Origin of the sequence: Kitasatospora sp. NPDC051914, from assembly GCF_040680995.1 — a bacterium.
Lineage (GTDB): Bacteria > Actinomycetota > Actinomycetes > Streptomycetales > Streptomycetaceae > Kitasatospora.
Genome location: NZ_JBFAXX010000040.1, coordinates 24,990 through 48,666 on the forward strand (window position 1 = coordinate 24,990; position 23,677 = coordinate 48,666).

Sequence of the window (23,677 nt, forward strand, 5' to 3'; positions counted from 1 at the left end):
CCATGAGGCGTACCGAAGTGTGACGGGCAGGCCCTTGTCTGTCAGGCGGAGAGCGGTTCGGGCTCGCCGCGGCGGGTCGGGTGGGTCCGGACGGCCGGGGCCGGCAGGGCACCCGCGTGGTCGGTATGGTCGTGGTGCTCGTACTCGCGGAACTGGTCGAGCCCGCCGTACGGCTCCAGGTAGGGGCGCCAGCGCGGGTCCTTGATCCCGGTACCGATGACGCGCCAGGCCAGGCCGCTGGGCGGGGCCGGAGGGCGCTTCATGCGCCAGCCGAGGTCGGAGAGGTGCCGGTCGGCCTTCATGTGGTTGCAGCGGCGGCAGGCCGCCACCACGTTGTCCCACCGGTGCTGGCCGCCCCGGCTGCGCGGGATGACGTGGTCGACGCTGGTCGCGGCGGCCCCGCAGTAGACGCAGCGCCCGTGGTCGCGGGCGAACAGGGCACGGCGGGTGAGCGGGACGGGCCCGCGGAACGGGACCCGCACGAAGCGGGTCAGACGGACGACGGACGGTGCCGTCACGGTGGTGGTGGCGCTGTGCAGTGTGGTTGCCGAGTCCTCCAGGCTGACCGCCTTGTGGTTGAGGACCAGGATGAGGGCGCGGCGGGTGGAGACCACTCCGAGTGGCTCGTACGACGCGTTGAGGACCAGGACATGCGGCACGGATGCCTCCTTGGACGCCTGCGGCGCGTGGCTCGCGCCGGGACGAGCGGGTGATCGCATTTGCGGCGCGATCTCCCCCAGTGTCGCCTTACGCCTTCGTACGGCGCCACCACTCCTGTGTAACGGACCGGATGTGGAATCCGTCATAGCCGGTATGCCCACGCGTCGGGCGCGGTGCACGCGTCGTCGCCGGTGAGGGCCCGTTCGGGCGGGTCGCAGCGGCTGACGAGCCGTCCGGGGCAGGGCCGCGGGGCCGCTAGGGTTGGACGGGACGGTCCGCCAGCCGGGCCGTGCCGGCGCCCGCGCCGGCCGTACCCGCTCCACGGAGGGCCCTGCACGTGTTCCGGTCCGGTGTCACAGGCCTACTGGCCGAAGCCACCCCCTCGCCCGCCCAGCCCACGCTCGACCTGAAGCTGCCGACCAGCGCGGACGAGGTGTCCGCCTCCACCAAGCAGGCCGCGAGCTGGCTGGACCAGAACTGGCAGAGCTGGGTCGAGGGCGGCGTCCGCATCGTCTTCATCGTGGTGCTGGCACTGGTCCTGCGGGCAGTCGTGCGCAAGCTGATATCGCAGCTGGTGGCGCGGATGGGCCGGCCCTCCGAGGACGAGGACGAGATGGGCCGCCTCGGCGGCCTGCTGGCCAACAGCGGGGTGGTCAACACCGAGCGCCGGCAGCAGCGGTCCGAGGCGATCGGCTCGGTGCTGCGCAGCGTGGCCTCGTTCACCATCCTCGGGACGGCGGCGCTGATGGTGCTGTCGGCGCTCGGAGTGAACCTGGCGCCGCTGCTGGCCAGTGCCGGTGTGGCCGGTGTGGCAATCGGTTTCGGCGCCCGGAACCTGGTGACGGACTTCCTGTCCGGCGTCTTCATGATCATGGAGGACCAGTACGGCGTCGGCGACGAGATCGACACCGGGGTGGCCACCGGCACCGTGCTGGAGGTCGGCCTGCGGGTGACCAAGCTGCGCGGTGCGGGCGGCGAGATCTGGTACATCCGCAACGGCGAGGTGAAGCGGATCGCCAACATGAGCCAGGGCTGGGGCACCGCCACGGTCGACGTCCAGGTCGGCTACAAGGAGGACCTCGTCCGGGTCGAGCTGCTGATCGCCGAGGCCGCCGAGCAGCTCTCCAAGGAGAGCCCGTTCGACGAGCTGATCTGGGGCCGGGTCAAGGTGCTGGGCGTGGACTCGGTTGCCACCGACTCCCTGGTGCTGAAGGTCGAGGCGCGGACGACGCCGGGCAAGTCGGCGCAGGTGGCGCGGGCGCTGCGGCAGCGGCTCAAGCAGGCCTTCGACGAGGCCGGGGTGAAGCTCAAGGAGGAGGCGGTGACGGTGTCGGCGACGCCGGTCGCGGCCGTCCCGGCGGGGGACATCGCGGCGCCCTCGGCGCTGTCGGACCCGCTGTCCCCGCAGTCCGCGGCGGTCAAGCCGATCCCGGCGCAGTCGGCGGAGTAGCCGCGGCGCGACAGCCGTACGAAGGGCCCCGTTCCCGGGTGGGAGCGGGGCCCTTCGCATGTCCGCGGCCCCGCTCCCCCAGGTGGGCCGTGCCCGGGGGGCGGGCGACCCGTCGGTAGCCCATTGACACCCGCTCCGGCCTGGCCCTACGGTCCTCCCATAGCGACTGGAAACTTTCCTAACAGTTCTCCGGGCCCGTCCCTGGGCCCCGGGAGCGATCCGGCGGCACCCGCAGAGGAGGATCGAGACGTGACCGACACCACCCGACCCCCGCTCGCGGGCACCCCGAGCCTGCTCCGCGCGATCAACGACCGCGCCGCCCTGGAACTGCTGCTCGCCAACGGCCCGCTGTCCCGCACCCAGATCGGGACACTCACCGGCCTGTCCAAGCCGACCGCCTCCCAGCTGCTGACCCGGCTGGAGGCGGCCGGCCTGGTCGTCCCGGTCGGCACCACCGCGGGCGGGCCCGGGCCGAACGCCCAGCTCTACCAGGTCAACCCGGCCGCCGGGTACGTCGCCGGGCTGGACGTCACCACCACCCACGTGCGGATCGGCGTCGCCGACATCACCGGCACCACGCTCGCCGAGCACCAGGTCGCCACCAAGGGCTGGTCCGCCGCCGGCACCGTGGAGAAGGTCGGCGAGGCCGTCGCCGAGGCCGTCCGGCAGGCCGGGCTCGCCCCCGGCAGCCTCCGGGAGACCGTCATCGGCGTCCCCGGCGCCCTCGACCCGGCCACCGGCAAGCTCCGCTACGCCTCGCACCTGCCCGGCTGGCACTCGCCGAGACTCGTCGCCGAGCTGGAGGCCGCGCTCGGCACCCCCGTCTCCGTGGAGAACGACGTCAACCTGGCCGCCATCGCCGAGCAGGCCTTCGGCGCGGCGGCCGGCTGCGAGGACTTCGTCCTGCTCTGGGCCGAGGAGGGCATCGGCGCCGCGATAGTGATCGCCGGGCGGCTGCACCGCGGCTTCACCGGCGGCGCCGGCGAGGTCGGGTACATGCCGGTGCCCGGTGCCCCGGTCGTCCGCGACGTCCGGCGGCGCAACTCCGGCGGCTTCCAGGAGCTGGCCGGCGCCGACGCCGTGATGGAGCTGGCCGCCGCGCACGGGCTCGCCGCCGCCACCGCCGAGGAGGCCGTCGCCCTCGCCCTGGCCACCCCCGGCGACGGCGACCGCTTCCTGGAGGTGCTCGCCGAGCGGATCGCGGTCGGCCTGGCCGTCATCGTCTCGGTCGTCGACCCGGAACTCCTCGTGCTCTCCGGCGGCATCCCCACCGCCGGCGGCGAGCGGCTGCGCGGCTACGTCCAGGACGCCCTCGCCCTGATCTCCATCCCCCGCCCCGAGGTGCGCTGCAGCGCCGTCCCGGGCTCGCCCGTCCTGCACGGCGCGCTCCAGCGCGCCCTGGCCACCGCCCGGGAAGCGGCCTTCACGACCCACTGACCCCCCGCCACCCGATCCCCTCCACGCCGAACCCCGCCACCGCCCCGCACCCATCCCCCGCACACGGGCCGAAGGGCGATGCCCCCTGCCCGCGTACCCCCAGGAGGACTCCGAAGTGCACATCCCGCGCAGCACCCGCCGCACGCTCGCCGCCGCAGCCGGCGCCGCCTGCCTCACCCTGCTCCCCGCCTGCACCGGCACCCCCCAGGGCGGCTCGGACGACGGCTCCGCCGAGGGCAAGGACGTCACCATCACCTTCTGGCACGGCTGGAGCCAGGAGAACGAGACCAAGGCGATCAACGACAACATCGCCGCCTTCGAGAAGCTCCACCCGAACATCCACGTCAAGGTGGTCGGCAACATCGCCGACGACAAGAGCGAGCAGGCCCTGCGGGCCGGCGGCGCGGACGCGCCCGACGTGGTGTCCTCCTTCACCACCGACAACGTCGGCAAGTTCTGCTCGGCCAAGGTCTGGGCCGACCTCAACCCCTTCCTCAAGAAGGACGGCGTCGACCCGGCGAAGACCTTCCCGGCCGCGATGCTGTCCTACAGCGCGTACCGGGGGAACCAGTGCGCGCTGCCGCTGCTCGGCGACGCCTACGGCCTCTACTACAACAAGACCGCCTTCGCCGCCGCCGGCATCGCCGCGCCGCCGAAGACCTTCAGCGAATTCGAGGCCGCCGCGGTCAAACTGACGATCCCCCAGGGAGACGGCTTCAAGCAGCTCGGCTTCATGCCGAACTACCACGGCTACGAGTCCACCCCCTCGCACTTCCTCGGCCAGTACGGCGCCGGGTACTTCGGCAAGGACGGGAAGTCCGACATAGCCGGCGACCCGAAGGTGGCCGCGATGTACTCCTGGCAGAAGGGCCTGGTCGACAAGCTCGGCGGCTTCGAGAAGCTGGAGAAGTACCGCACCGGCTTCGGCGACGAGTTCAGCGCCAAGAACCCGTTCACCACCGGCCAGGTCGCGATGGCCATCGACGGCGAGTGGCGCACCGCCTCGCTCGCCGAGGACAAGCCCGCCTTCGAGTGGGCGACCGCGCCCTTCCCCGTACCGGACGACCAGGCGGCGAGCTACGGCCGCGGCTACCAGACCGGCACCGTCATCGGCATCGCCAGCGGCAGCCGCAAGCAGGCCGCGGCCTGGCAGCTCGTCAAGTACCTCACCACCGACACCGATGCGGTGGTCGGCTTCGCCAACGCCATCCACAACGTGCCGAGCACCTTCGCCGCGCTCGACTCCCCGAAGCTCGACGCCGACGCCAACTTCCGCACCTTCCTGGACATCGCGAAGAACCCGCACTCCTCCACCACGCCCGCCTCGGTCAACGGCGGCGCCTACCAGGTCTCCATGCAGAACCTCGGCTACGAGTACGAGTCCGGCCGGCTCGCCGACCTGAAGGCCGGCCTCGCCGCCACCGCCAAGGAGATCGACGCGGCCATCGACCAGGCGAAGTGACGTGCACGCCATGGCACTCCTCCACGCACCCCGGCCGGCGGCGCTGCGCCGCAAGCGCCGCCGGGAGGCGGGCCGCACCCTCGCCTTCCTCTCCCCCTGGCTGATCGGCTTCGGGCTGTTCTTCGCCTACCCGCTGGTCTCGACCGTCTACTTCTCCTTCATGAGGTACGACGGCTTCACCGCCCCGACCTTCACCGGCCTGAAGAACTGGGCCTACCTCTTCCAGCACTACCCGTTCTTCTGGCAGGGCCTGCGCAACACCCTCTGGCTGGTGGCCGTCATGGTCACCCTGCGGGTCGCCTTCGGCCTCGGCATCGGCCTGCTGATCACCAAGGTGAAGACCGGCGGCGGGTTCTTCCGCACCGCCTTCTACCTGCCGTACCTGGCCCCGCCGGTGGCCGCCACCATGGCCTTCGCCTTCCTGCTCAACCCCGGCACCGGCCCGGTCAACCACCTGCTCGGCGACCTCGGCCTGCCGCAGCCCGGCTGGTTCACCGACCCCGACTGGTCCAAGCCCGCACTGACCCTGCTCGCCCTGTGGGGCATCGGCGACCTCATGGTGATCTTCATGGCGGCGCTGCTCGACGTGCCGAAGGAGCAGTACGAGGCGGCCGAGCTCGACGGCGCCGGCCCCTGGCAGCGGTTCCGCTTCGTCACCCTGCCGAACATCACCCCGATCGTGCTGTTCGCCGTGGTCACCGGGGTCATCCAGACCATGCAGTACTACACCCAGGCGATCGTCGCCGGGAAGGTCGCCAGCGGCGTGATCGGCGGCTCCGGCCAGCAGTTCGAGCCCGGCTATCCGCACGGCTCCACCTGGACGCTGCCGCAGATGGTCTACAACCTGGGCTTCCAGCGCTTCGACACCGGCACCGCCTGCGCCGCCGCCCTCGTCCTGTTCGCGATCTCGACGGCCTTCACCGCGCTGCTGCTGCGCCGCGGCTCCGGCCTGGTGGAGGACTGAGCCATGACACTCGTCCCCGCCCTGCCGCTGCCCGCCGGCGCCCGTACGGCCGCCGCGCGCACCGCCCGCCGCCGCGCCGCCCTCGAGTGGGTCGCCGTGCACTCACTGGCGGTCGCCGCCGCCCTGTTCTTCCTGCTGCCCTTCGTCTTCGTGCTGCTCACCTCGGTGATGAGCGACCGCCAGGCGCTCACCTCCGAGCTGTGGCCGACGAGTTGGCACTGGGAGAACTACGCCCAGGTCTGGCGCACCCCCGGCTTCCTCACCTGGTGGCGCAACAGCCTGCTGTACGCGGGCGCCGGCACCCTGCTCACCGTCCTCTCCAGCCTCCCCGTGGCGTACGCGCTCGCCAAGTTCCGCTTCCGCGGCCGGCGGCTCGCCCTGATGGCGGTGGTCTCGATGATGATGCTGCCGCCGCAGGTCACCGTGATCCCGATGTACCTGTTCTGGGCCAAGCAGCTCCACCTCACCGGCTCGCTCTGGCCGCTGATCGTGCCGATGGCCCTCGGCGACGCCTTCTCGATCTTCCTGCTGCGGCAGTTCCTGCTCACCGTGCCGAACGAGTACCTGGAGGCCGCCCGGATCGACGGCTGCGGCGACGTCCGCACCCTGCTGCGGGTGGTAGTGCCGATGGCCCGGCCCGCGATCGCCGCGGTCGCACTCTTCCAGTTCTTCTACTGCTGGAACGACTACTTCGGCCCGCAGATCTACGCGAGCGAGAACCCGGGCGCCTGGACGCTCAGTTACGGCCTGGAGTCCTTCAAGGGCGCCCACCACACCGACTGGAACCTCACCATGGCGGCGACCCTGCTGGTGATGGCTCCGGTGATCATCCTCTTCTTCTTCGCACAGAAGGCCTTCATCGAAGGCGTGACACTGACAGGGGTCAAGGGCTGATGTCCGCACTGAAGTTGGCAATCGTCGGCGGCGGTTCCACCTACACACCCGAGCTGATCGACGGCTTCGCCCGGCTGCGGGACACCCTGCCGATCGGCGAACTCGTCCTGGTCGACCCGGCCGCCGACCGGCTGGAGCTGATCGCCGGCCTCGCCCGGCGGATCTTCGCCCGGCAGGGCCACGGCGCCGTCGTCAGCACCGCGTCCGAGGTCGCCGCCGGGGTGCAGGGCGCCGACGCCGTCCTGCTGCAGCTGCGGGTCGGCGGCCAGGCCGCCCGCAACGAGGACGAGACCTGGCCGCTGGAGTGCGGCTGCGTCGGCCAGGAGACCACCGGCGCAGGCGGGTTGGCCAAGGCACTGCGCACCGTCCCGGTGGTGCTGGACATCGCCGAGACCGTCCGTCGGACCAACCCGGACGCCTGGATCGTCGACTTCACCAACCCCGTCGGCATCGTCACCCGCGCCCTGCAGACCTCCGGCCACAAGGCCGTCGGCCTGTGCAACGTCGCGATCGGCTTCCAGCGGAAGTTCGCCGCCCACCTCGCCGTCGAGCCCGAGCGCATCCGGCTCGACCACGTCGGCCTCAACCACCTCACCTGGGAGCGCGGCGTCACCCTGCTCGACGCCCCCGGCGCGGCCACCGGCCGCGAGGTGCTGCCCGAACTGCTCTCCGGCCACGGCGAGGCGATCGCCGCCGACCTCCACCTGCCGCTCGACGTGATCCGCCGGCTCGGCGTCGTCCCCTCCTACTACCTGCGCTACTTCTACCAGCACGACCTGGTGGTGGGAGAGTTGAAGGAGAAGGGCTCGCGGGCCGCCGAGGTCGCCGCGATCGAGCGGCAGCTGCTGGAGATGTACGCCGACCAGGCCCTGGACACCAAGCCCGAACTGCTCGGCAAGCGCGGCGGCGCCTTCTACTCCGAGGCCGCCGTCCAGCTGATCGCCGCCCTGCTCGGCACCGGCGGCGCCACCGGCGTCCAGGTGGTCAACACCCGCAACGACGGCGTCCTGCCCTTCCTGCCCGACGACGCGGTGATCGAAGTGCCCGCCGAGGTCGACCCGCAGGGCGTGCGCCCGCTGCCGCAGCGCCCGGTCGAGCCGCTGTACGCGGGCCTGATCGCCGCCGTCACCGCGTACGAGCACCTGGCACTGGAGGCGGCCCTCAAGGGCGGCCGCGACCGGGTCTTCGACGCCCTGCTGGCCCACCCGCTGGTCGGCCAGATCGACCTCGCGGACCGGCTCGCCGACCGGCTGATCGCCCACAACCGCGCCCACCTCGGCTGGGCGTGACCCGACGATGACCGCCTCGCACCACCCCGCCCCGAACCGCACCGAGGGGAACCGATGAACCGCCAGCACGACGCCCGGCTCCCCGGCGTCCTCGCCGTCGACGCCGGGAACAGCAAGACCGACGTGGCACTGGTCGCCACCGACGGCACGGTGCTCGGCACCGCCCGCGGCGGCGGCTTCCAGCCGCAGCTCGACGGCGCCGACGAGGCGGTCGGCGCACTCGCCCCGCTCGTCGAATCGGTCGCCGCACAGGCCGGGTCGAGACCGGGCACCCCCGTGGCCGTCCATGTCTCGGCCTGCCTCGCCAACGCCGACCTGCCGGTCGAGGAGGAGCGGCTGCTGGCCGCCGTCGAGGCCCGTGGCTGGGGCACCACCGCAGCCGTCGCCAACGACACCTTCGGCCTGCTGCGGGCCGGCACCGACGGCCCGCGCGGCGTCGCCGTGGTCTGCGGCGCCGGCATCAACTGCGTCGGCCTGCTGCCGGACGGCCGCACCGCACGCTTCCCCGCCCTCGGCCGGCTCACCGGCGACTGGGGCGGTGGCAGCGGGCTGGCCGCCGAGGCGATGTGGCACGCCACCCGGGCCGAGGACGGCCGCGGCGAAGCCACCGAGCTGGCCGCCGCGATCGGCGGCCACTTCGGGCTGGCCTCCGCCACGGCCGTCGCCGAGGCGGTGCACCTCGGCGGGCTCGCCCCCGAGCGGCTGCACGAGATCGTCCCGCTGCTGTTCGCCGCCGCCGGGGCCGGCGACCCGGTCGCGCTCGGCCTGGTCGACCGGCAGGCCGACGAGATCGTCCGCTTCGCGGTGGTCGCGCTGCGGCGGCTCGGCCTGCTGGACGAGCCCGCCCCGGTGGTGCTCGGCGGCGGGGTGCTGGCCGCCCGGCTGCCGCTGCTCGTCGACAACGTGACGGCCCGCCTGGCCGCCGCCGCCCCGCTCGCCGAACCACGCATCGTCGCCGCACCGCCGGTACTCGGCGCCGCCCTGCTCGGCCTCGACCGGATCGGCGCCGGCGCGCAGGCCCAGCTGCGGCTGCGCGCAGCGTACGAACCGGAGCACTCGGCGGCCGCCTGACTGTTCTGTCGCCCGCTCGCCTCCGGGCCTGTGTTGTCGCCCGCTCGCCTCCGGGCCCTCCTGACCCGGCGCCGACACTCTCCCCCAGCCTGACGGCTGGGAGGTGCCCCCATGCTCCGTCGCTGCGCTCCCGTGCTCCTCGCTTTCGGCACCGGCGGGCCCTTCGGCTCGGGGCGGGGCGCTCCGCCTCCGGGCTCCGGGCGGGGCGCTACCCCTCCGGCTCGGGGTGGCGGGGCGCAGCCCTTCTGGACCCCCGCCGCCGTTCCCGTGGTCCGCACACCACGGGGACGGCGGCGGGCCGCTGCCACCGGTCAGGCGGACGGCGGGTTAAGTCCTGGTCAAGAATTCGGCCCGACAGGTTCGTGCGTTGATACGGCGGTCCGACGACCGCTACGCTCCCGGCTTCGTACCTGCGCCCGTCCACGGGGCGCACACCCGATCCCCAGGGGGCAACGCCAGATGGCGATCCGTAAGTCCACCATGCAGGAGCAGGTCGCCGAGGCGATCGCCGCGATCGAGCCGAACGACCGGCCCGTCGTGACCTTCCACACCGTCACCGGCCCCAGCCCGTGGCTGATGAGCCAGCTCGGCCTGATCGGCCAGCTGTTCGTGAAGTACTACTTCGTCACCCTCACCGAGCGGGTCGTCGTGGTGCACAAGGCCTCGCGGATGAGCAACCGCCCGCAGGAGCTGGTGCACGTGGTGCCGCTGGAGCAGGCCCGCACCCTGATCACCGAGGTGAAGCGGGCCACCCTGTGGAGCTCGATGCGCTTCCACTTCCCCGGTGAGGAGAAGCCGACCCGCCTGAACGTCGCCCGCTACTGGCGCACCGAGCTGGACCAGTTCGTGCCCGCGCTGACCGGCGTGCAGATCTCCGGCTGAGCAGCCGCCCGCACACGGCCGGAGGCCGGGACCGCTGCGGTCCCGGCCTCCGGCCGTGTCGCACCCCGGGGAGCGGTTCAGAGCCGCTCGTCCGCCCAGACGGCGAGGATCTTTGCGCAGGCGTCCACCGAATCCCGCCAGGTGCGGGCCGCGCCGTCGTCGGCCTCGTCGCTGACGTGCTTCACCAGCCGCACCGGCACCCCGGCCCGGCGGGCGACGGTGGCCAGCGCGTAGCCCTCCATGTCGACCAGGTCGGCCTGGAGCGCCAGCCGCTCGCGGGCCTGCGGGTCGGAGACGAAGAGGTCGCCGGTGGCGAGGGTGGGGCCGACGCCGTCGGTGAGGGTGATGGCGTCGCCGTAGGTGCGGCCGGTGAGTTCGCGCAGCACCGGGGTGTCGATGTCGTGCTGCAGCACCCGGGAGATCTCGTGGGTGGTGCCGGCGAGGCCGGGGCGCAGGGCGCCCGCGGTGCCCAGGTTGACCACCTCGGCGGGGCGCGGGCCCTGGGCCAGCACGGTGGCCAGCGCGGCGGTGGCGTTGATCTTCCCGATGCCGGTGAGCAGCACCGGAAGGCGCTCGCCGAGGTGGGCCGCCTCCTCCCGGACGGCGACGACGATCAGCGGACGGTCCGGGGTGATGGTGCCGAGCAGACGCATGGCTCCCATGCTACGGGCGCCTCCGGACCCTCCCTGCGGGCGGTGCGGCCGGGCCGCGTAGGGTGCCGGTGGCCCGGGGCGTTCACGGCACGCACACAGAACGTCCGTGTTCGGCCCGGATCGGGTCCTTTGGCGCAACCTCAAGATCGGCACAACTCGCGTGTGACCGTCACATCAGGCGGCCATACTGCTGGCATCGGGGGTCCCCCGGCCCGGACGGGCCGCGGGGGACACAGGGGGAGGGGTGGGGCGGGTGACGAGACCGGCGGTCATCGAAGGGACGGCGCCGCTGCCGTCGCCGGGCGCTCGCGGCTCGGCGGCACGGCTGCCCGGGCTGCAGGACGCCGGCGAGCGGCTGGCCGAACTGCGGCGCGCGGCGGGCACACCGCCGGGCCGGCTCCGGCTGGCCGGCGCCGCACTGGTCGCCCTGGTGCTGCTGTTCGGGGGGACAGCGGCCCGGCAGGCCGACACCCGGGCCACCGCCACCGACCAGGTGGTCGAGCACAGCCAGCCGCTCAGCCGGGACGCCGCCGAGATCTACCGTTCGCTCGCCGACGCCGACACCACCGCCGCGAGCGGCTTCCTGCTCGCCGGCGACGAGCCCGCCGAGCTGCGCAAGCGGTACGAGGAGGACCTCGCCACCGCAGGCGAACTGCTGACCCGGGCCGCGGCCCGGACGACCGCCAGCTCCGAGGCGCAGCGCTTCATCGCCCAGCTGAACCGCCAACTGCCGCAGTACGCGGGCCTGGTGGAGACCGCCCGGGCCGACAACCGGCTGGGCCTGCCGCTCGGCGGCGCCTATCTGCGGTACGCCTCGGGGCTGATGCAGAACACCATGCTCCCGGCCGCGCAGCAGCTGGTCACGGCGGAGTCGGACCGGCTGGACGAGGACTTCGACGCCGCCGAGTCGGTGCCGTGGGTGGCGGTGCTGCTGGGCCTGGCCGCGCTGGCGGCACTCGGCGGGTACCAGGTGCAGCTGTTCCGCCGCACCAACCGGGTGTTCAACCCGGGGCTGGTGGCGGCCTCGGCTGCAGTGGCGGCGGCCACCCTGTGGCTGGCGGTCGGCGGCCTGGTGGCGTCCGGGTCGCTGGAGGCCGGGCGCAGCCACGGCGCGGAGCCGCTACGGGTGCTGGGCCAGGCGCGGACGGAGGCGCTACAGGCCCGCGCCGCGGAGAACCTCAACCTGGTGGCCCGCGGGGCGAGCGACAGCTACACCAAGCGCTGGCAGGCGGTCAGCGAGGCGCTCGGCGGCAAGCACGCCGAGGGCGGCGGCCGTAGCGGGACGGGCACGCTGGTGCGGGCGGCGGACCTCGCGCCCACGGGCGAGGCCGAGCGCCGGCTCGCCGAGGCCCGCAAGCAGTTCTCCGCCTGGGACGGCAGGCACGACGCGGCGGCCGCGAGCGACCGGGCCGGCGACTACGAGGCCGCGCTGCGGGCGACCGTGGCGGTCGGCTCGGACGCCACGACCGAGGCCGCGTGGGCGGCGATGGACCGCGAGCTGGCCGCGGCCGGCAAGGCGGAGCAGGCCCGCTTCACCTCGGAGACCTCCGGGGTGGCGGGCGGGTACGAGGTGCTCGCCGTGGGCGCGGCGGTGCTGGCCGTGCTGGCGGCGGCGGGGATCGTCAGGGGCATCGGCCGCCGGCTGGCCGAGTACCGGTGAGGGGGCGGGGGATGACGGTGCGCACGATGACGGGCCGTACGGTGCGGCGGAGGACGGCGGCCGGTGCGGCCGCGGCGGCACTCGCGGTGGCCGCCGGGGTGCTCGGCACCGGCGGCGGGGCGGCGGCGGTGCAGGCGGCCCCGGCGGCAGCGGCCGCCCCGGCGCTGGCGCCGGCCGCGGACTGCGACGTGAAGAAGAGCGCCGCACCGGCCGAGGACCCGAACGGGCCGACGATCCGGCGCATCCGGCAGCGCGGCTCACTGGTCGTCGGCGTCGACCAGAACAGCTTCAACTGGGGCTTCCGCAACCCGCGGACGGGCCGGATCGAGGGCTTCGACATCGACCTCGCCCGGGCCGTCGCCGCCTCGGTGCTCGGCGACCCGGAGAAGATCACCTTCCGGACGGTGCCGACCGCGCGCCGGATCGAGGCGGTCAAGAACGGCGAGGTCGACCTGATCACCCGCACCATGACCATCACCTGCGAGCGGCTGAAGGAGGTCGCGTTCTCCGCGCCGTACTTCCGCACCGGCCAGCAGGTGGTGGTGCCGCGGGCGGCGAAGGTGACCTCGCTCGCCCAGGCGTTCAAGGGACGGCTGGCCTGCGTGGCCGCGCAGTCCTCGTCCGAGGCGGAGCTGAAGCGCGACGCCCGCGGCACCAGCGGGGTCCGGGTGGTGGAGAACCAGCTGGACTGCCTGGTGCTGATGCAGCTCGGCCAGGTGGACACCACGCTCACCGACGGCTCGCTGGCCGCGGCCCAGGCCGCCCAGGACCCGACCGTGCAGGTGCTCGACGAGGCCATCTCGGACGCCTACATGGGCGTCGCCGTCAACAAGTCCGCACCCGATCTGGTGGCCTGGGTGAACCAGGTGCTGGTGGAGTACCGCTCCGGTGGGGGGTGGCAGCAGAGCTACACGCGCTGGCTGGCGCCCACCATGGGTGCCTCGCCCGCCCAGTACCTGCCGTAGTCTCGTCACCCCGTCACCCGTCGTCCCGTCACCCGAGGCACCGTCACCGCGGGCCGCCGCCGCAGCGCAGCGGTGCCCGCACCGGGGCCGGGCGACCCCACCGGAGAGGAAGGACCGTTGGCAGGAACTGCCGGCCCGGCGATGAGCCGGGAGGAGGTGGACCGCGCACTCGCGCGGCTGGGAGCCGAGCGCGACGCCGTGGAGGCGGCGCTGCTGGACCTGCAGGACCATCCGGGCCGTCGGCTGCTGGAGGGGGCAGCCCTCACCGGGCGCACCCTGGAGCGCTGGTCCGTCGCCGGGCAGGGCCTGTCGGTGCTGTGGGCGCTGTTCGACCGCTACTCGGAGGCGCTGGCCTCGGCGCGCGCCGTCCGCTCGCGCCGCAACCGCCCCGGCTCCGCGGAGCTGGCCGAGCTCAGCGAGCTGCTCGGCGGCGCCTCGGTCACCGTCTCCGGCGGGCAGCTGCCGGACGGCGGCGCCCGGCTCGGCGCGCCCGCCCGGCTGGTCGAGCAGGTCAGCCTGGCCGAGCTGCTGGAGCGGATGAACGCCTGGTACGCGACCGTGCTCGAGGTGGCGGCGGCCGCGGACGCGGTCTGGTCGGCGCTGCCCGCGCGGATCGACCTGCTGCTGGCCGAGCTGCACCGGGTGCAGATGCTGGCGCTGTCGGTCGGGGTGCGGCCGGGCGGCCACCCGCTGGCCGACGACCTGGCCGGCCTGGCCGAGGACCTGGCGGCGCAGCGCGCCGAGGTGGTCGCCGACCCGCTGGCGCTGTGGCGGCCGGCCCGGGTGCCGGCCCAGCGTGCGGAGGGTGCCCCGCCGGGACCGACGGCGGCCGGGACGACGGGGGTGGTCGACACCTCGCGCTTCGACCGGGCGGGCCGGGCGCTGGACGACGTCCGGGTGGAGCTGGAGGCGCTGCTGCGGCTGCGCGACGAGTCGCACGAGCGGCTGCAGCAGGTCGCCGACCTGCTGCAGCGCGCGGACGCCACGCTGGCCGAGGCCCGCCGGGCGCGCGGCGAGGTGCTGGCGAAGATCGCGGCCACCGAGGTGCCGGCCGTGCCCGGTCCTGCGTCCGCGCTGCGCGAGCGGATCGGGCTGGCGGTGGAACTGCAGCACGGCGGCCAGTGGCACCGGCTGGGCCCGCTGCTGGACGCCCTGGAGGACGCGGCCGCCAAGGAGCTGGGCCGGGCGCGGCACTCGCTGACCGAGGTGGCCCAGCCGCTGGCCGTCCGGGCCGAGCTGCGGGGGCGGCTGGAGGCGTACAAGGCGATGGCCGCCCGGCTCGGGATCACCGAGGACCCGGAGGTCGTCGAGCGGTTCGAGAAGGCGCGCTGGCTGCTGTGGAGCGCGCCCTGCGACCTGCGCGCCGCCGCGGAAGCGGTCGCGCGCTTCCAGCAGGCGGTGCGCCCGGCGCCTGCGCTTCCGCCCGCGCCGAGGGTTGCGGACGACGGGAACGGGCAGGACGAACAGGCCCCGGCGGTGCAGGACGGCCGGCCGGTACGGGACGCTCAGGGGGGCGGCGAATCCGATGGGTGAGACGTGCACGCGGCCGGAGTGCTCCGGCAGCGGAGTGATCGACGCCGACGGCTACTGCGACGAGTGCGGGCTGGCCGCGGCACCGGCGGCCGAGGGCGGTACCGCGGCGGGGGCCGCGGGGGCGGCGCCGGCCGGTCCGGCCCGGTGCACCCGGGACTGCCCGGGCACCATCGACGCGGACGGCTACTGCGACGAGTGCGGGCTGGCCGCCGAGGCGGGCGCCCGGACGGCGCCGCACGTGCCCTCGGCCCGGGTCTCCCCCGACTCGGCGCGCTCCGCGCAGGTGCGCACCGGCTCGTCGGTGTCGGCGCGGACGATGTCCGGCCGCTCCCGCTCGCACCGCTCCACCCGGACGGGCAGCGGACGCTCGGTCTCGGTGCGCAGCAGCCGCGGCACGGGCGGCACCGGGCGGCGCGGCAACCTCGGCGCCGGCCTGGTGACGGTGCCGGCCGTGCCGCGGCCCGACCCGGCCGCGGCCGTGCTGGACAACCCGGAGGTGCCGGAGCGCAAGCGGTTCTGCTCCAAGTGCGACGCGCCGGTCGGCCGGTCGAAGGACGACGTCCCGGGCCGCCCGGAGGGCTTCTGCACCAAGTGCGGCACGCCGTACTCGTTCACCCCCAAGCTGCGCCGCGGCGACCTGGTCGGGGGCCAGTACGAGGTGGTGGGCTGCCTGGCGCACGGCGGGCTCGGCTGGATCTACCTCGCGATCGACCGCCGGGTCAACGACAAGTGGGTGGTCCTCAAGGGCCTGCTGGACACCGGCGACGAGGACGCGCTGGCGGTCGCCCTCGCCGAGCGCCGCTTCCTGGCCGAGGTCGACCACCCGAACATCGTCCGCATCATCAACTTCGCCGAGCACCCGGACCTGCGGACCGGCTCCACCGACGGCTACATCGTGATGGAGTACGTCGGCGGCAAGTCGCTCAAGGACATCGCCAACGAGCGCCGCACCCCGGACGGCCGGCGCGACCCGCTGCCGGTGGAGCAGGCGATCGCGTACGCGCTGGAGGCGCTGCCCGCGCTCGGCCACCTGCACGCCCGCGGCCTGGTGTACTGCGACTTCAAGATCGACAACGTGATCCAGAGCGAGGACTCGCTCAAGATCATCGACATGGGCGCCGTCCGCCGCTTCGACGACGACGGCCCGATCTACGGCACCGTCGGCTACCAGGCGCCCGAGATCGCCACCGACGGACCGACGCCCTCCTCCGACCTCTACACCGTCGCCCGCACCCTGGCCGTGCTCAGCATCGACTTCCGCGGCTACGCCACCACCCACCGGCACGAGCTCCCCGGCCCCGACGAGGTGCCGCTGTTCGCGCAGTACGAGTCGTACTACCGGCTGCTCGTCCGGGCGACCGACCCCGACCCGGCCCGCCGCTTCGGCTCCGCCGAGGAGATGGCCGACCAGCTCACCGGCGTGCTGCGCGAGGTCCTCGCCCTCCAGGACGGCCGGCCCCGGCCCGCCCTCTCCACCCTCTTCGGACCCGAGGTGCGGGTCGTGGACACCGAACTCGCCGGCGGACCGCTGGACGCTGCCGCCGCCGCACTCGCGCTGCCCGTCCCGCGCGTCGACACCGCCGACCCCAACGCCGGCTTCCTCGCCGCACTCGCCGGCACCGCCCCCGGCGAGGCCCTCGCGGCCCTCGCCACCGCACCCGCCCCCTCGCTCGAACTGCGGCTGCGGGCCCTGCGCGCCCACCTGGAGCTCGGCGACCCGGCCACCGCCGCCGGCGAACTCGACGACATCGAGAAGGACCACCCCGGGGACTGGCGGGTCGTCTGGTACCGCGGCCTCACCGCCCTTGCCGAGGGCAGGGCCCAGGCCGCCGCCGAGGCCTTCGACGCGCTCTACGACGCCTTCCCGGGCGAGCCCGCCCCCAAGCTTGCCCTCGCGGTCTGCGCCGAACTGCTCGGCAACCTCGAGGACGCCACCGAGTTCCACCGCCTGGTCGCCACCACCGACCGCACCTACGTCGGCGCCTCCTTCGGCCTGGCCCGCGTCAGGCTCGCCGCCGACGACCGGACGGGCGCGGTCGACGCCCTGGAGGCGGTCCCGGAGTCCTCCGCGCACCACACCGCGGCCCGGATCGCCGCCGTCCGTGCCCGGCTGCGCGGCCGCCCGGCGACCGACCCGCTCGGCCCGGACCTCACCCGCTGCTCCGAACAGCTCGCCGCGCTCGGCCTCGACGCCCGGCGGCGCGAGGAGCTCGCCGTCGAGGTGCTGGACGCCGCCCTCGGCTGGGTCGTCGCGGGCCGACCGGGCGCCGCCGCGAACACCGCGGAGGCCGCCGCGGACCCGGCCCGCGAAGTGCTCGGACATCCTGCGGAAGAACGGGAACTGCGCTTCGCCCTGGAGCACTCCTACCGGGTGTTGGCACGGTTGTCCGACCGTGCCGAGAAGAGGATCGAGATGGTGGAGCGGGCCAACCGGGCCCGCCCACGGACGTGGGTGTGAGCAATGCCGCAGCAGCAGACCGTGTGCCCCAGCTGTGCCGAGACCCTGGACCCGGAGGACGCCTTCTGCGGCGCCTGCGGGCGCAGCACGTCCGAACCCGAGCCGTCCGCCGGGATGCGAACAGTGACCGACCGCCGGGGGCCGGGCGCCGCCGTGCCCGACTCCCCGTCGGGTGCGCACCCGGCCGGCGCCTGCGTGCACTGCGGGGCCGGTGAGGTCACCGCCGACGGGTACTGCGAGGCCTGCGGCAAGGCCCAGCCCAAGCCGCGCGACCACCAGGAGCGGGCGATGGCCGGCGTCGCCGGGGTCAGCGACCGCGGCCTGCGCCACCACCGCAACGAGGACGCCTTCACCGTCGCCGGCACCGCGCTGCCCGGCGGCCGACCCGCCGTCATCGCCGTGGTCTGCGACGGCGTCTCCTCCTCCGCCCGGCCCGACGAGGCCTCCGCGACCGCGGTGGACGCCGCCTCCGAGTCGCTGCTCAGCTCGCTGGAGCGCGGCGACGACCCGACCGTCGCCATGCGGCGGGCCATCACCGACGCCGCACGGGCCGTCACCGAGCTCGCCTACGACGGCCGGACCCCGTCCCAGCCGGGCGGCGGCCTCAACGCGCCCGCCTGCACCTACGTCAGCGCGATCTCCGCCGACGGCCTGGTCACCATCGGCTGGGTCGGCGACACCCGGGCGTACTGGATCCCGGACGACCGCGAGTCCGCCGAGCCGTACCGGCTCACCGAGGACGACTCCTGGGCCGCCCGGATGGTGGCCGCCGGGCTGATGAGCGAGGCCGAGGCCTACGCCGACCCGCGGGCGCACGCCATCACCGGCTGGCTCGGCGCCGACGCCGAGGAACTCCTGCCGCACACCGTGGCGTTCACCCCGCACGTGCCCGGCGTGGTGCTGATCTGCACCGACGGGCTGTGGAACTACGCGGAGGCCGCCACCGACCTCGCCTTCTTCGTCCGCGCGGACGCCCGCACCGAGCCGCTCGCCGCGGCCCGGGCCCTGGTGAACTTCGCGGTCACCGCGGGCGGGCACGACAACATCACCGTCGCTGTGCTGCCGATCGACCCCGCCGCCGACGACCACGAACCCACCCTGCTCGACCTGCCCGTGCAGCGTCCCGCGGAGCCCGCCGCGGCGGCCGGCGTCCCCGCACAGGGGCACGACGCCACACTGCCGGACCTCCCGCCGATGCCGCCGGCACCCCCGGCAGCGCCCGCGCCGCCGATGCCGGGCTTCCCGCCCCCGGCCCCCGGCCGCACCGACTGACCGGCGCCGGTGCGGCCCGGGCCGGGCACCGAGCCCCCGGACCGTACCGGCCTGCCGCCGGCCGGCGAGCACGACCGCACGACCGACGACCACCCGCCTGACCGCTCGACAGGAGCCCTCAAGCCATGGCAAGTCTGTCCAGGCCGAACGCGCCACGATTCGACGTCGACATCTTCCAGAACGAGTACCTCGCGGAGGGCGCCCGCGAGGTGAACGCGATCGTCACCGTCACCGCCACCGGCGGGGGCACCTCCGGCGGACGGCCGCTGTCCGCCGGGGACGGCGCCGACGCCGCCGTGGTGATCATGATCGACTGCTCCGGCTCGATGGACTACCCCGCCGCGAAGATGCGCAACGCGCGCGAGGCGACCGCCGCCGCCATCGACACCCTGCGCGACGGCGTCGCCTTCGCCGTGGTGGCCGGCACCCACGAGGCCAAGGAGGTCTACCCGGGCGGCGGCGAGCTGGCCGTCTCCGACCCGTCCACCCGGGCCGCCGCCAAGACCGCCCTGCGCAAGCTGACCCCGATGGGCGGCACCGCGATCGGCACCTGGCTGGCGCTCGCCCACCGGCTCTTCGAGAGCCGCCCCGACCGCTCCATCCGGCACGGCATCCTGCTCACCGACGGCCGCAACGAGCACGAGAAGCCCGCCGAGCTGCAGGCCGTCCTCGACCGGGCCTCCGGGTACTTCACCGCGGACTGCCGCGGCGTCGGCACCGACTGGGAGGTCGACGAGCTGCGCCGGATCTCCTCCGCGCTGCTGGGCACCGTCGACATCGTCGCCGAGCCCTCCGGCCTCGCCGACGACTTCCGGGCGATGATGTCCACCGCCATGGGCAAGCAGGTCGCCGACGTCTCGCTGCGGATATGGACCCCGGCCAACGCGCGGGTCACCTACGTCAAGCAGGTCGCGCCCGCGGTGGAGGACCTCACCGGCCGCCGCACCGACACCGGCCCCCGGGCCGGCGACTACCCGACCGGCTCCTGGGGCGACGAGAGCCGCGACTACCACGTGTGCATCGAGGTGCCGGCCGCCTCCGTCGGCGACGAGATGCTGGCGGCCCGGATCAGCCTGGTGCTGCCCCAGCCCGACGGCACCACCGAGGTGCTCTCCCAGGGGCTCGTCAGGGCGGTCTGGACCGACGACCTGGCCTCCTCCACCCGGATCAACCAGCAGGTGGCCCACTACACCGGCCAGGCCGAGCTGGCCGCCTCGATCCAGGAGGGCATCGCCGCCCACCGCGCCGGGGACGTCGACCGGGCCACGGCCAAGCTGGGAGCGGCCGTCCGGCTCGCCCACGCGACCGGCAACGACGGCACGTTCCGTCTGCTGGAGAAGGTGGTCGACGTCGTGGATGCGAAGGAGGGTACGGTTCGATTCCGTAAGAACGTGAGCGAGGCCGACTCGATGACACTCGAGACCCGGTCGACCAAGACCGTGCGTGTGAAGAGATGACCGGCCGCCCTGAGCCGGACCTGCAGGAATGTTGGGGGATTTGATGCCGATCTGCCCTAGGGGCCATGAGTCGCAGGCCGAGGACTGGTGCGACTTCTGCGGCTTCCCGATGACTCCGCCGCCCGGTCTGGCCGTCCCGGGCGCACCGCCGGCCTCCGACTCGCCGTTCGGCGGGTCCGGCGGTCCGGGCTACCCGCCGCCCCCGCCCGCCACGGCCCCGCCGGCACCGCCCGCCGGGCCCCCCGCGGGCGGCCCGTCCTACGGCGGCGGAGGCGGCTACGAGCGGCCGTCCTACGAGCGGTCCGGCCGCGACTCCGGGTACGGGCAGCCGCCCTACGAGGAGCCCCCGTACGAGCGGCGCGGCGGCCTCGGCGGCCTGTCCATCGGCGGCGGCGCCCCGTACGGGGGCTCGCCGGACATCACCGCCGGCCTCGTCACCTGCCCGATCTGCCGCACCCCGCAGACCGGCCGGTACTGCGAGGAGTGCGGCTACGACTACGACCTGTCCGCGCCGCAGCGGCCGCAGGCGCCCACGCCTCCCCCGGCAGCCCCGCCCACGGCACCTCCTCCGCCCCCGCCGGGCGTCCCCGGCGGCGGCTACGGATACCCGCCGCCGGCCGGTGCCTCGGCACCCCCGGCACCGCCCGCCGCACCGCCCGGCCACCGGCCGCCGAACCTGGAGAAGCAGGGCTTCGACCGGCCGGCCCCGGCGCCGTTCGCCGAGCCCGACGGCTACGAGCGGACGGGCCCGGTCTACGCCGAGCCCGGCCACAGCACGGGCGACGGCTTCGGCACGTCCTTCCGGCTGGCCCCGCCCGGGCCCGGCCGGCAGGCCCCCGGCCACGCTCCCGGGCAGCCCGGCGGGCACGTGCCCGGCCACCCCGGCGCCGGCCCCGCCGCGCCGCCGCCCCCGCCGCCGACCCGCACCCAGTGGATCGCGGTGGTCAGCGCCGACCGGGACTACTTCGCCGACATGATGGAGCGCAGCGGCCCGGACGCAGCGGGGCTGTTCTTCCCGCCGTACTGCCCGGAGCGGCGCATCCCGCTGACCGGCCGCGGCCAGCTGCGGATCGGCCGGCGCAGCCAGCAGCGCGGCACCGTGCCGGAGATCGACCTGTCGGTCCCGCCGGAGGACCCGGGCGCCTCGCACCAGCACGCCCTGCTCGCCGAGCAGCCCGACGGCAGCTGGGTGCTGGTCGACCAGGACTCCACCAACGGCACCACCATGAACGGCGGCGCCGACCCGGTGCCGCCGCACACCGCGATCCCGCTGAACGACGGGGACCGCATCCACATCGGCGCCTGGACGACGATCACGCTGCACCGCGCCTGACGCACCGTCGGGCGGGACCGGTCGCCAACCGGCCCCGCCCGTGCGGTTTTTACCGGCTCTTGCCCGGAAACGGGGCAGCGCCGCAACCGGCGGGCCCCTATTGTCATGGATCATGACTGCAGCTATATCCGCCGACGGGATCCGGAAGCGGTACGGGGACGTCCAGGCCGTCGACGGGGTGTCGCTCACCGTCGAGACCGGCGAGTTCTACGGAATACTCGGGCCCAACGGGGCGGGCAAGACCACCACGTTGGAGATCCTGGAAGGCATCCGCGAGCCCGACGAGGGCCGCGTCGAACTGCTCGGGCTGAAGCCCTGGCCGCGCAACACCGCCCTGCTGCCGCGCATCGGCGTGCAGTTCCAGGCGTCGTCCTTCTTCAACCGGCTGACCGCCCGCGAGACGATCCGCACCTTCGCCTCCTTCTACGGCGTCGGGCCGAAGCGCGCCGACGCGATGCTCGAGAAGGTCGGCCTGTCGGAGTCCGCCGCGGTGCAGACCGAGAAGATGTCCGGCGGCCAGGCGCAGCGGCTCTCCATCGCCTGCGCGCTCGTCCACGACCCGGAGCTCGTCTTCCTGGACGAGCCCACCACCGGCCTCGACCCGCAGGCCCGCCGCAACCTGTGGGACCTGCTGCGCGACATCAACGCCGAGGGCCGCACCGTCGTCCTCACCACGCACTACCTGGACGAGGCCGAGGTGCTCTGCGACCGGGTCTCCGTGATGGACCACGGCAAGGTGCTGAAGACCGGCGCCCCGGCCGCGCTGGTGCGCGAGATCGACGACACCGTCCGGATCAGCGTCGAGTCCGGTCTGCTCGCCGTCGACACCGCCCGGGAGCTGTTCACCGCGGCCGGCGCCGAGCTCGTCGGGCTGGAGGACGACGGCGTCTCGCTGTCCGTCTCCACCCGCATCCCCGCCCCGGTGCTCTCGGTGCTCGCCGAGCAGAACGCCCTGCGCGGCCTGGAGGTCCGCGGAGCCACCCTGGAGGACGTCTTCCTCCGCCTGACCGGACGGGAGTACCGGGCATGACCGCCACCGCCCCCACCGCGACCGACCGCGAGCCCGCCGCCCCGGCCCCCGAGGCGCCGGAGCGCGCCAGCGCCTTCGCCGGTCTCGCCAGGGTCATGCTGCTGGGCTTCGTGCGCGACCGCGGCGCGCTGTTCTTCACCCTGCTGATGCCGCTGATCTTCCTGCTGATGTTCGGCACGCTCTTCAAGAGCGCGGGCGCCCCGCACGTGGAGATCGCCCAGGTCGGCTCGGTGCAGCTGCTGGACTCCGTGCAGGGCGAGGACCGCACCGAGCTGGAGAAGATCCTCACCGTCACGAAGTTCGAGGACGAGGCCGCCGCCCTGGAGAAGGTCCGCAAGGGCGAGCTGGACGCGCTCGTCGAGCAGGGCCGGGGCGGCCAGGTGGTGCTGCGCTTCAGCGCCTCCGACACCGTCAAGGCCGGCAGCGTCCGGGCGATCGTCGACAACCTGGTCAAGGCCGCCAACCAGGCCGCGACCGGCAAGCCGCCGGCGTTCACACTCGCCGCGAGCCAGGTCGAGGACGAGTCGCTGAAGCCGATCCAGTACCTCACCCCGGGCCTGCTCGGCTGGGCCATCGCCTCCGGCGCGGTCTACGGCGCCTCCTTCACCCTGATCAACTGGCGCACCAAGCGGGTGCTGCGCAGGCTGCGGCTCGCCCCGGTCTCCATCCCCGCGGTGATCGGCGCCCGGGTCGCGGTGAACTGCGTGATCGCCCTCGCCCAGACGGCGATCTTCCTGCTGATCGCCACCACGCCGTTCTTCGGGCTGAAGCTCACCGGCAACTGGTGGCTGATCGTGCCGCTGGTGCTCTGCGCCACCATCGCCTTCATGTCGATCGGCCTGCTCACCGGCGGACTCGCGAAGACCGAGGAGGCGGCGAACGGCATCAACCAGCTGATCATCCTGCCGATGTCCTTCCTCGGCGGCGCGTTCATCCCGCTCGACGGCAGCCCGGGCTGGCTGCAGACCGTCTCCAAGGTCTTCCCGCTGCGCTACCTGGTCACCGCCTCGCAGTCGGTGCTCAGCCGCGGCGGCGGCGTGATGGACGCACTGCCCGCGATGGGCGGACTGCTGGCCTTCTCGGCCGTGCTCTGCCTGATCGCCTGGCGCTTCTTCAACTGGGACGACGTGTAGCCGGCGGCACGGTCGCGAGGACGGAACCGCAGGGGGCGTAGGCCGGAAGACCGGTGTACGGCCCCTGTGGCCGT

Annotated in this window: 19 protein-coding genes; 17 read left to right on the forward strand and 2 right to left on the reverse strand. The window is 74.2% G+C overall.

The annotated features are described in order from the left end of the window. Positions 1-41: 41 nt before the first annotated feature. Entirely contained in the window at positions 42-659 is a 618-nt protein-coding gene (locus tag AB0M03_RS25045; protein WP_363494496.1) for an HNH endonuclease, read from the reverse strand. A 407-nt stretch (positions 660-1,066) separates the two neighbouring features. Here AB0M03_RS25045 and AB0M03_RS25050 point away from each other — a divergent pair, with 407 nt between their 5' ends. The 8 genes from AB0M03_RS25050 (at position 1,067) to AB0M03_RS25085 (ending at position 10,109) form a co-directional block, all read left to right on the forward strand. After that, positions 1,067-2,110: a mechanosensitive ion channel family protein gene (locus AB0M03_RS25050; RefSeq protein WP_363494576.1), complete on the forward strand. Its 1,044-nt coding sequence runs from the start codon at positions 1,067-1,069 to the stop codon at positions 2,108-2,110. Between the two features lie 249 nt (positions 2,111-2,359). Beyond that, a complete protein-coding gene (locus AB0M03_RS25055; RefSeq protein ID WP_363494498.1) occupies positions 2,360-3,547 on the forward strand; it encodes an ROK family transcriptional regulator in 1,188 nt (395 codons plus the stop codon). Between the two features lie 178 nt (positions 3,548-3,725). Continuing rightward, entirely contained in the window at positions 3,726-5,009 is a 1,284-nt protein-coding gene (locus tag AB0M03_RS25060) for an extracellular solute-binding protein (protein ID WP_363494578.1), read from the forward strand. A 10-nt stretch (positions 5,010-5,019) separates the two neighbouring features. Continuing rightward, a complete protein-coding gene (locus AB0M03_RS25065) occupies positions 5,020-5,973 on the forward strand; it encodes a sugar ABC transporter permease (protein WP_363494500.1) in 954 nt (317 codons plus the stop codon). Positions 5,974-5,976: 3 nt separating this feature from the next. Beyond that, entirely contained in the window at positions 5,977-6,867 is an 891-nt protein-coding gene (locus tag AB0M03_RS25070) for a carbohydrate ABC transporter permease (protein WP_363494502.1), read from the forward strand. Between the two features lie 8 nt (positions 6,868-6,875). Beyond that, on the forward strand, positions 6,876-8,156 hold the full coding sequence (locus AB0M03_RS25075) for a 6-phospho-beta-glucosidase (protein WP_363494580.1): 1,281 nt from the start codon (positions 6,876-6,878) through the stop codon (positions 8,154-8,156). 54 nt (positions 8,157-8,210) lie between these two features. After that, complete coding sequence (locus tag AB0M03_RS25080) at positions 8,211-9,227, forward strand: BadF/BadG/BcrA/BcrD ATPase family protein (RefSeq protein ID WP_363494504.1); 1,017 nt, start codon at positions 8,211-8,213, stop codon at positions 9,225-9,227. Positions 9,228-9,686: 459 nt separating this feature from the next. Continuing rightward, on the forward strand, positions 9,687-10,109 hold the full coding sequence (locus AB0M03_RS25085) for a hypothetical protein (protein WP_363494506.1): 423 nt from the start codon (positions 9,687-9,689) through the stop codon (positions 10,107-10,109). Between the two features lie 77 nt (positions 10,110-10,186). On the opposite strand, the gene AB0M03_RS25090 is transcribed toward AB0M03_RS25085, so the two are convergent. Continuing rightward, positions 10,187-10,771, reverse strand: a complete 585-nt coding sequence (locus tag AB0M03_RS25090) for a nucleosidase (protein ID WP_363494508.1) — start codon at positions 10,769-10,771, stop codon at positions 10,187-10,189. A gap of 244 nt (positions 10,772-11,015) precedes the next feature. On the opposite strand from AB0M03_RS25090, the gene AB0M03_RS25095 reads away from it, so the two are divergent. From AB0M03_RS25095 to AB0M03_RS25135, 9 genes are all read left to right on the forward strand, one after another. Further along, positions 11,016-12,422, forward strand: coding sequence for a hypothetical protein (locus AB0M03_RS25095; RefSeq protein WP_363494510.1), 1,407 nt, complete (start codon positions 11,016-11,018; stop codon positions 12,420-12,422). Positions 12,423-12,448: 26 nt separating this feature from the next. Further along, positions 12,449-13,387 carry a glutamate ABC transporter substrate-binding protein gene (locus AB0M03_RS25100; protein WP_363494512.1) on the forward strand — a complete coding sequence of 313 codons (939 nt, stop codon included), beginning with the start codon at positions 12,449-12,451 and terminating at the stop codon, positions 13,385-13,387. 141 nt (positions 13,388-13,528) lie between these two features. Beyond that, complete coding sequence (locus tag AB0M03_RS25105; RefSeq protein WP_363494582.1) at positions 13,529-14,920, forward strand: hypothetical protein; 1,392 nt, start codon at positions 13,529-13,531, stop codon at positions 14,918-14,920. After that, the gene (locus AB0M03_RS25110; protein ID WP_363494514.1) at positions 14,913-17,378 is read left to right on the forward strand and encodes a tetratricopeptide repeat protein; all 2,466 of its coding nucleotides are present in this window, start codon (positions 14,913-14,915) and stop codon (positions 17,376-17,378) included. The genes AB0M03_RS25105 and AB0M03_RS25110 overlap by 8 nt, the downstream gene beginning before the upstream one ends. A 3-nt stretch (positions 17,379-17,381) precedes the next feature. Then, the gene (locus tag AB0M03_RS25115; protein WP_363494516.1) at positions 17,382-18,650 is read left to right on the forward strand and encodes a PP2C family serine/threonine-protein phosphatase; all 1,269 of its coding nucleotides are present in this window, start codon (positions 17,382-17,384) and stop codon (positions 18,648-18,650) included. Positions 18,651-18,775: 125 nt separating this feature from the next. Then, positions 18,776-20,107: a VWA domain-containing protein gene (locus AB0M03_RS25120; RefSeq protein WP_363494518.1), complete on the forward strand. Its 1,332-nt coding sequence runs from the start codon at positions 18,776-18,778 to the stop codon at positions 20,105-20,107. A gap of 43 nt (positions 20,108-20,150) precedes the next feature. Further along, on the forward strand, positions 20,151-21,440 hold the full coding sequence (locus AB0M03_RS25125) for an FHA domain-containing protein (protein ID WP_363494520.1): 1,290 nt from the start codon (positions 20,151-20,153) through the stop codon (positions 21,438-21,440). 112 nt (positions 21,441-21,552) lie between these two features. Then, entirely contained in the window at positions 21,553-22,470 is a 918-nt protein-coding gene (locus tag AB0M03_RS25130; RefSeq protein WP_363494522.1) for an ABC transporter ATP-binding protein, read from the forward strand. Beyond that, complete coding sequence (locus AB0M03_RS25135; RefSeq protein ID WP_363494524.1) at positions 22,467-23,603, forward strand: ABC transporter permease; 1,137 nt, start codon at positions 22,467-22,469, stop codon at positions 23,601-23,603. Before AB0M03_RS25130 ends, AB0M03_RS25135 begins: the two co-directional genes overlap by 4 nt. Positions 23,604-23,677 lie beyond the last annotated feature (74 nt).

Coding starts and splice junctions, on each gene's coding strand:
- AB0M03_RS25065 (WP_363494500.1), top strand. CDS start 5,020: ATGGCACTCCTCCACGCACCCCGGCCGGCGGCGCTGCGCCGCAAGCGC.
- AB0M03_RS25070 (WP_363494502.1), top strand. CDS start 5,977: ATGACACTCGTCCCCGCCCTGCCGCTGCCCGCCGGCGCCCGTACGGCC.
- AB0M03_RS25080 (WP_363494504.1), top strand. CDS start 8,211: ATGAACCGCCAGCACGACGCCCGGCTCCCCGGCGTCCTCGCCGTCGAC.
- AB0M03_RS25085 (WP_363494506.1), top strand. CDS start 9,687: ATGGCGATCCGTAAGTCCACCATGCAGGAGCAGGTCGCCGAGGCGATC.
- AB0M03_RS25090 (WP_363494508.1), bottom strand. CDS start 10,771: ATGGGAGCCATGCGTCTGCTCGGCACCATCACCCCGGACCGTCCGCTG.
- AB0M03_RS25100 (WP_363494512.1), top strand. CDS start 12,449: ATGACGGGCCGTACGGTGCGGCGGAGGACGGCGGCCGGTGCGGCCGCG.
- AB0M03_RS25105 (WP_363494582.1), top strand. CDS start 13,529: ATGAGCCGGGAGGAGGTGGACCGCGCACTCGCGCGGCTGGGAGCCGAG.
- AB0M03_RS25110 (WP_363494514.1), top strand. CDS start 14,913: ATGGGTGAGACGTGCACGCGGCCGGAGTGCTCCGGCAGCGGAGTGATC.
- AB0M03_RS25115 (WP_363494516.1), top strand. CDS start 17,382: ATGCCGCAGCAGCAGACCGTGTGCCCCAGCTGTGCCGAGACCCTGGAC.
- AB0M03_RS25120 (WP_363494518.1), top strand. CDS start 18,776: ATGGCAAGTCTGTCCAGGCCGAACGCGCCACGATTCGACGTCGACATC.
- AB0M03_RS25125 (WP_363494520.1), top strand. CDS start 20,151: ATGCCGATCTGCCCTAGGGGCCATGAGTCGCAGGCCGAGGACTGGTGC.
- AB0M03_RS25130 (WP_363494522.1), top strand. CDS start 21,553: ATGACTGCAGCTATATCCGCCGACGGGATCCGGAAGCGGTACGGGGAC.
- AB0M03_RS25135 (WP_363494524.1), top strand. CDS start 22,467: ATGACCGCCACCGCCCCCACCGCGACCGACCGCGAGCCCGCCGCCCCG.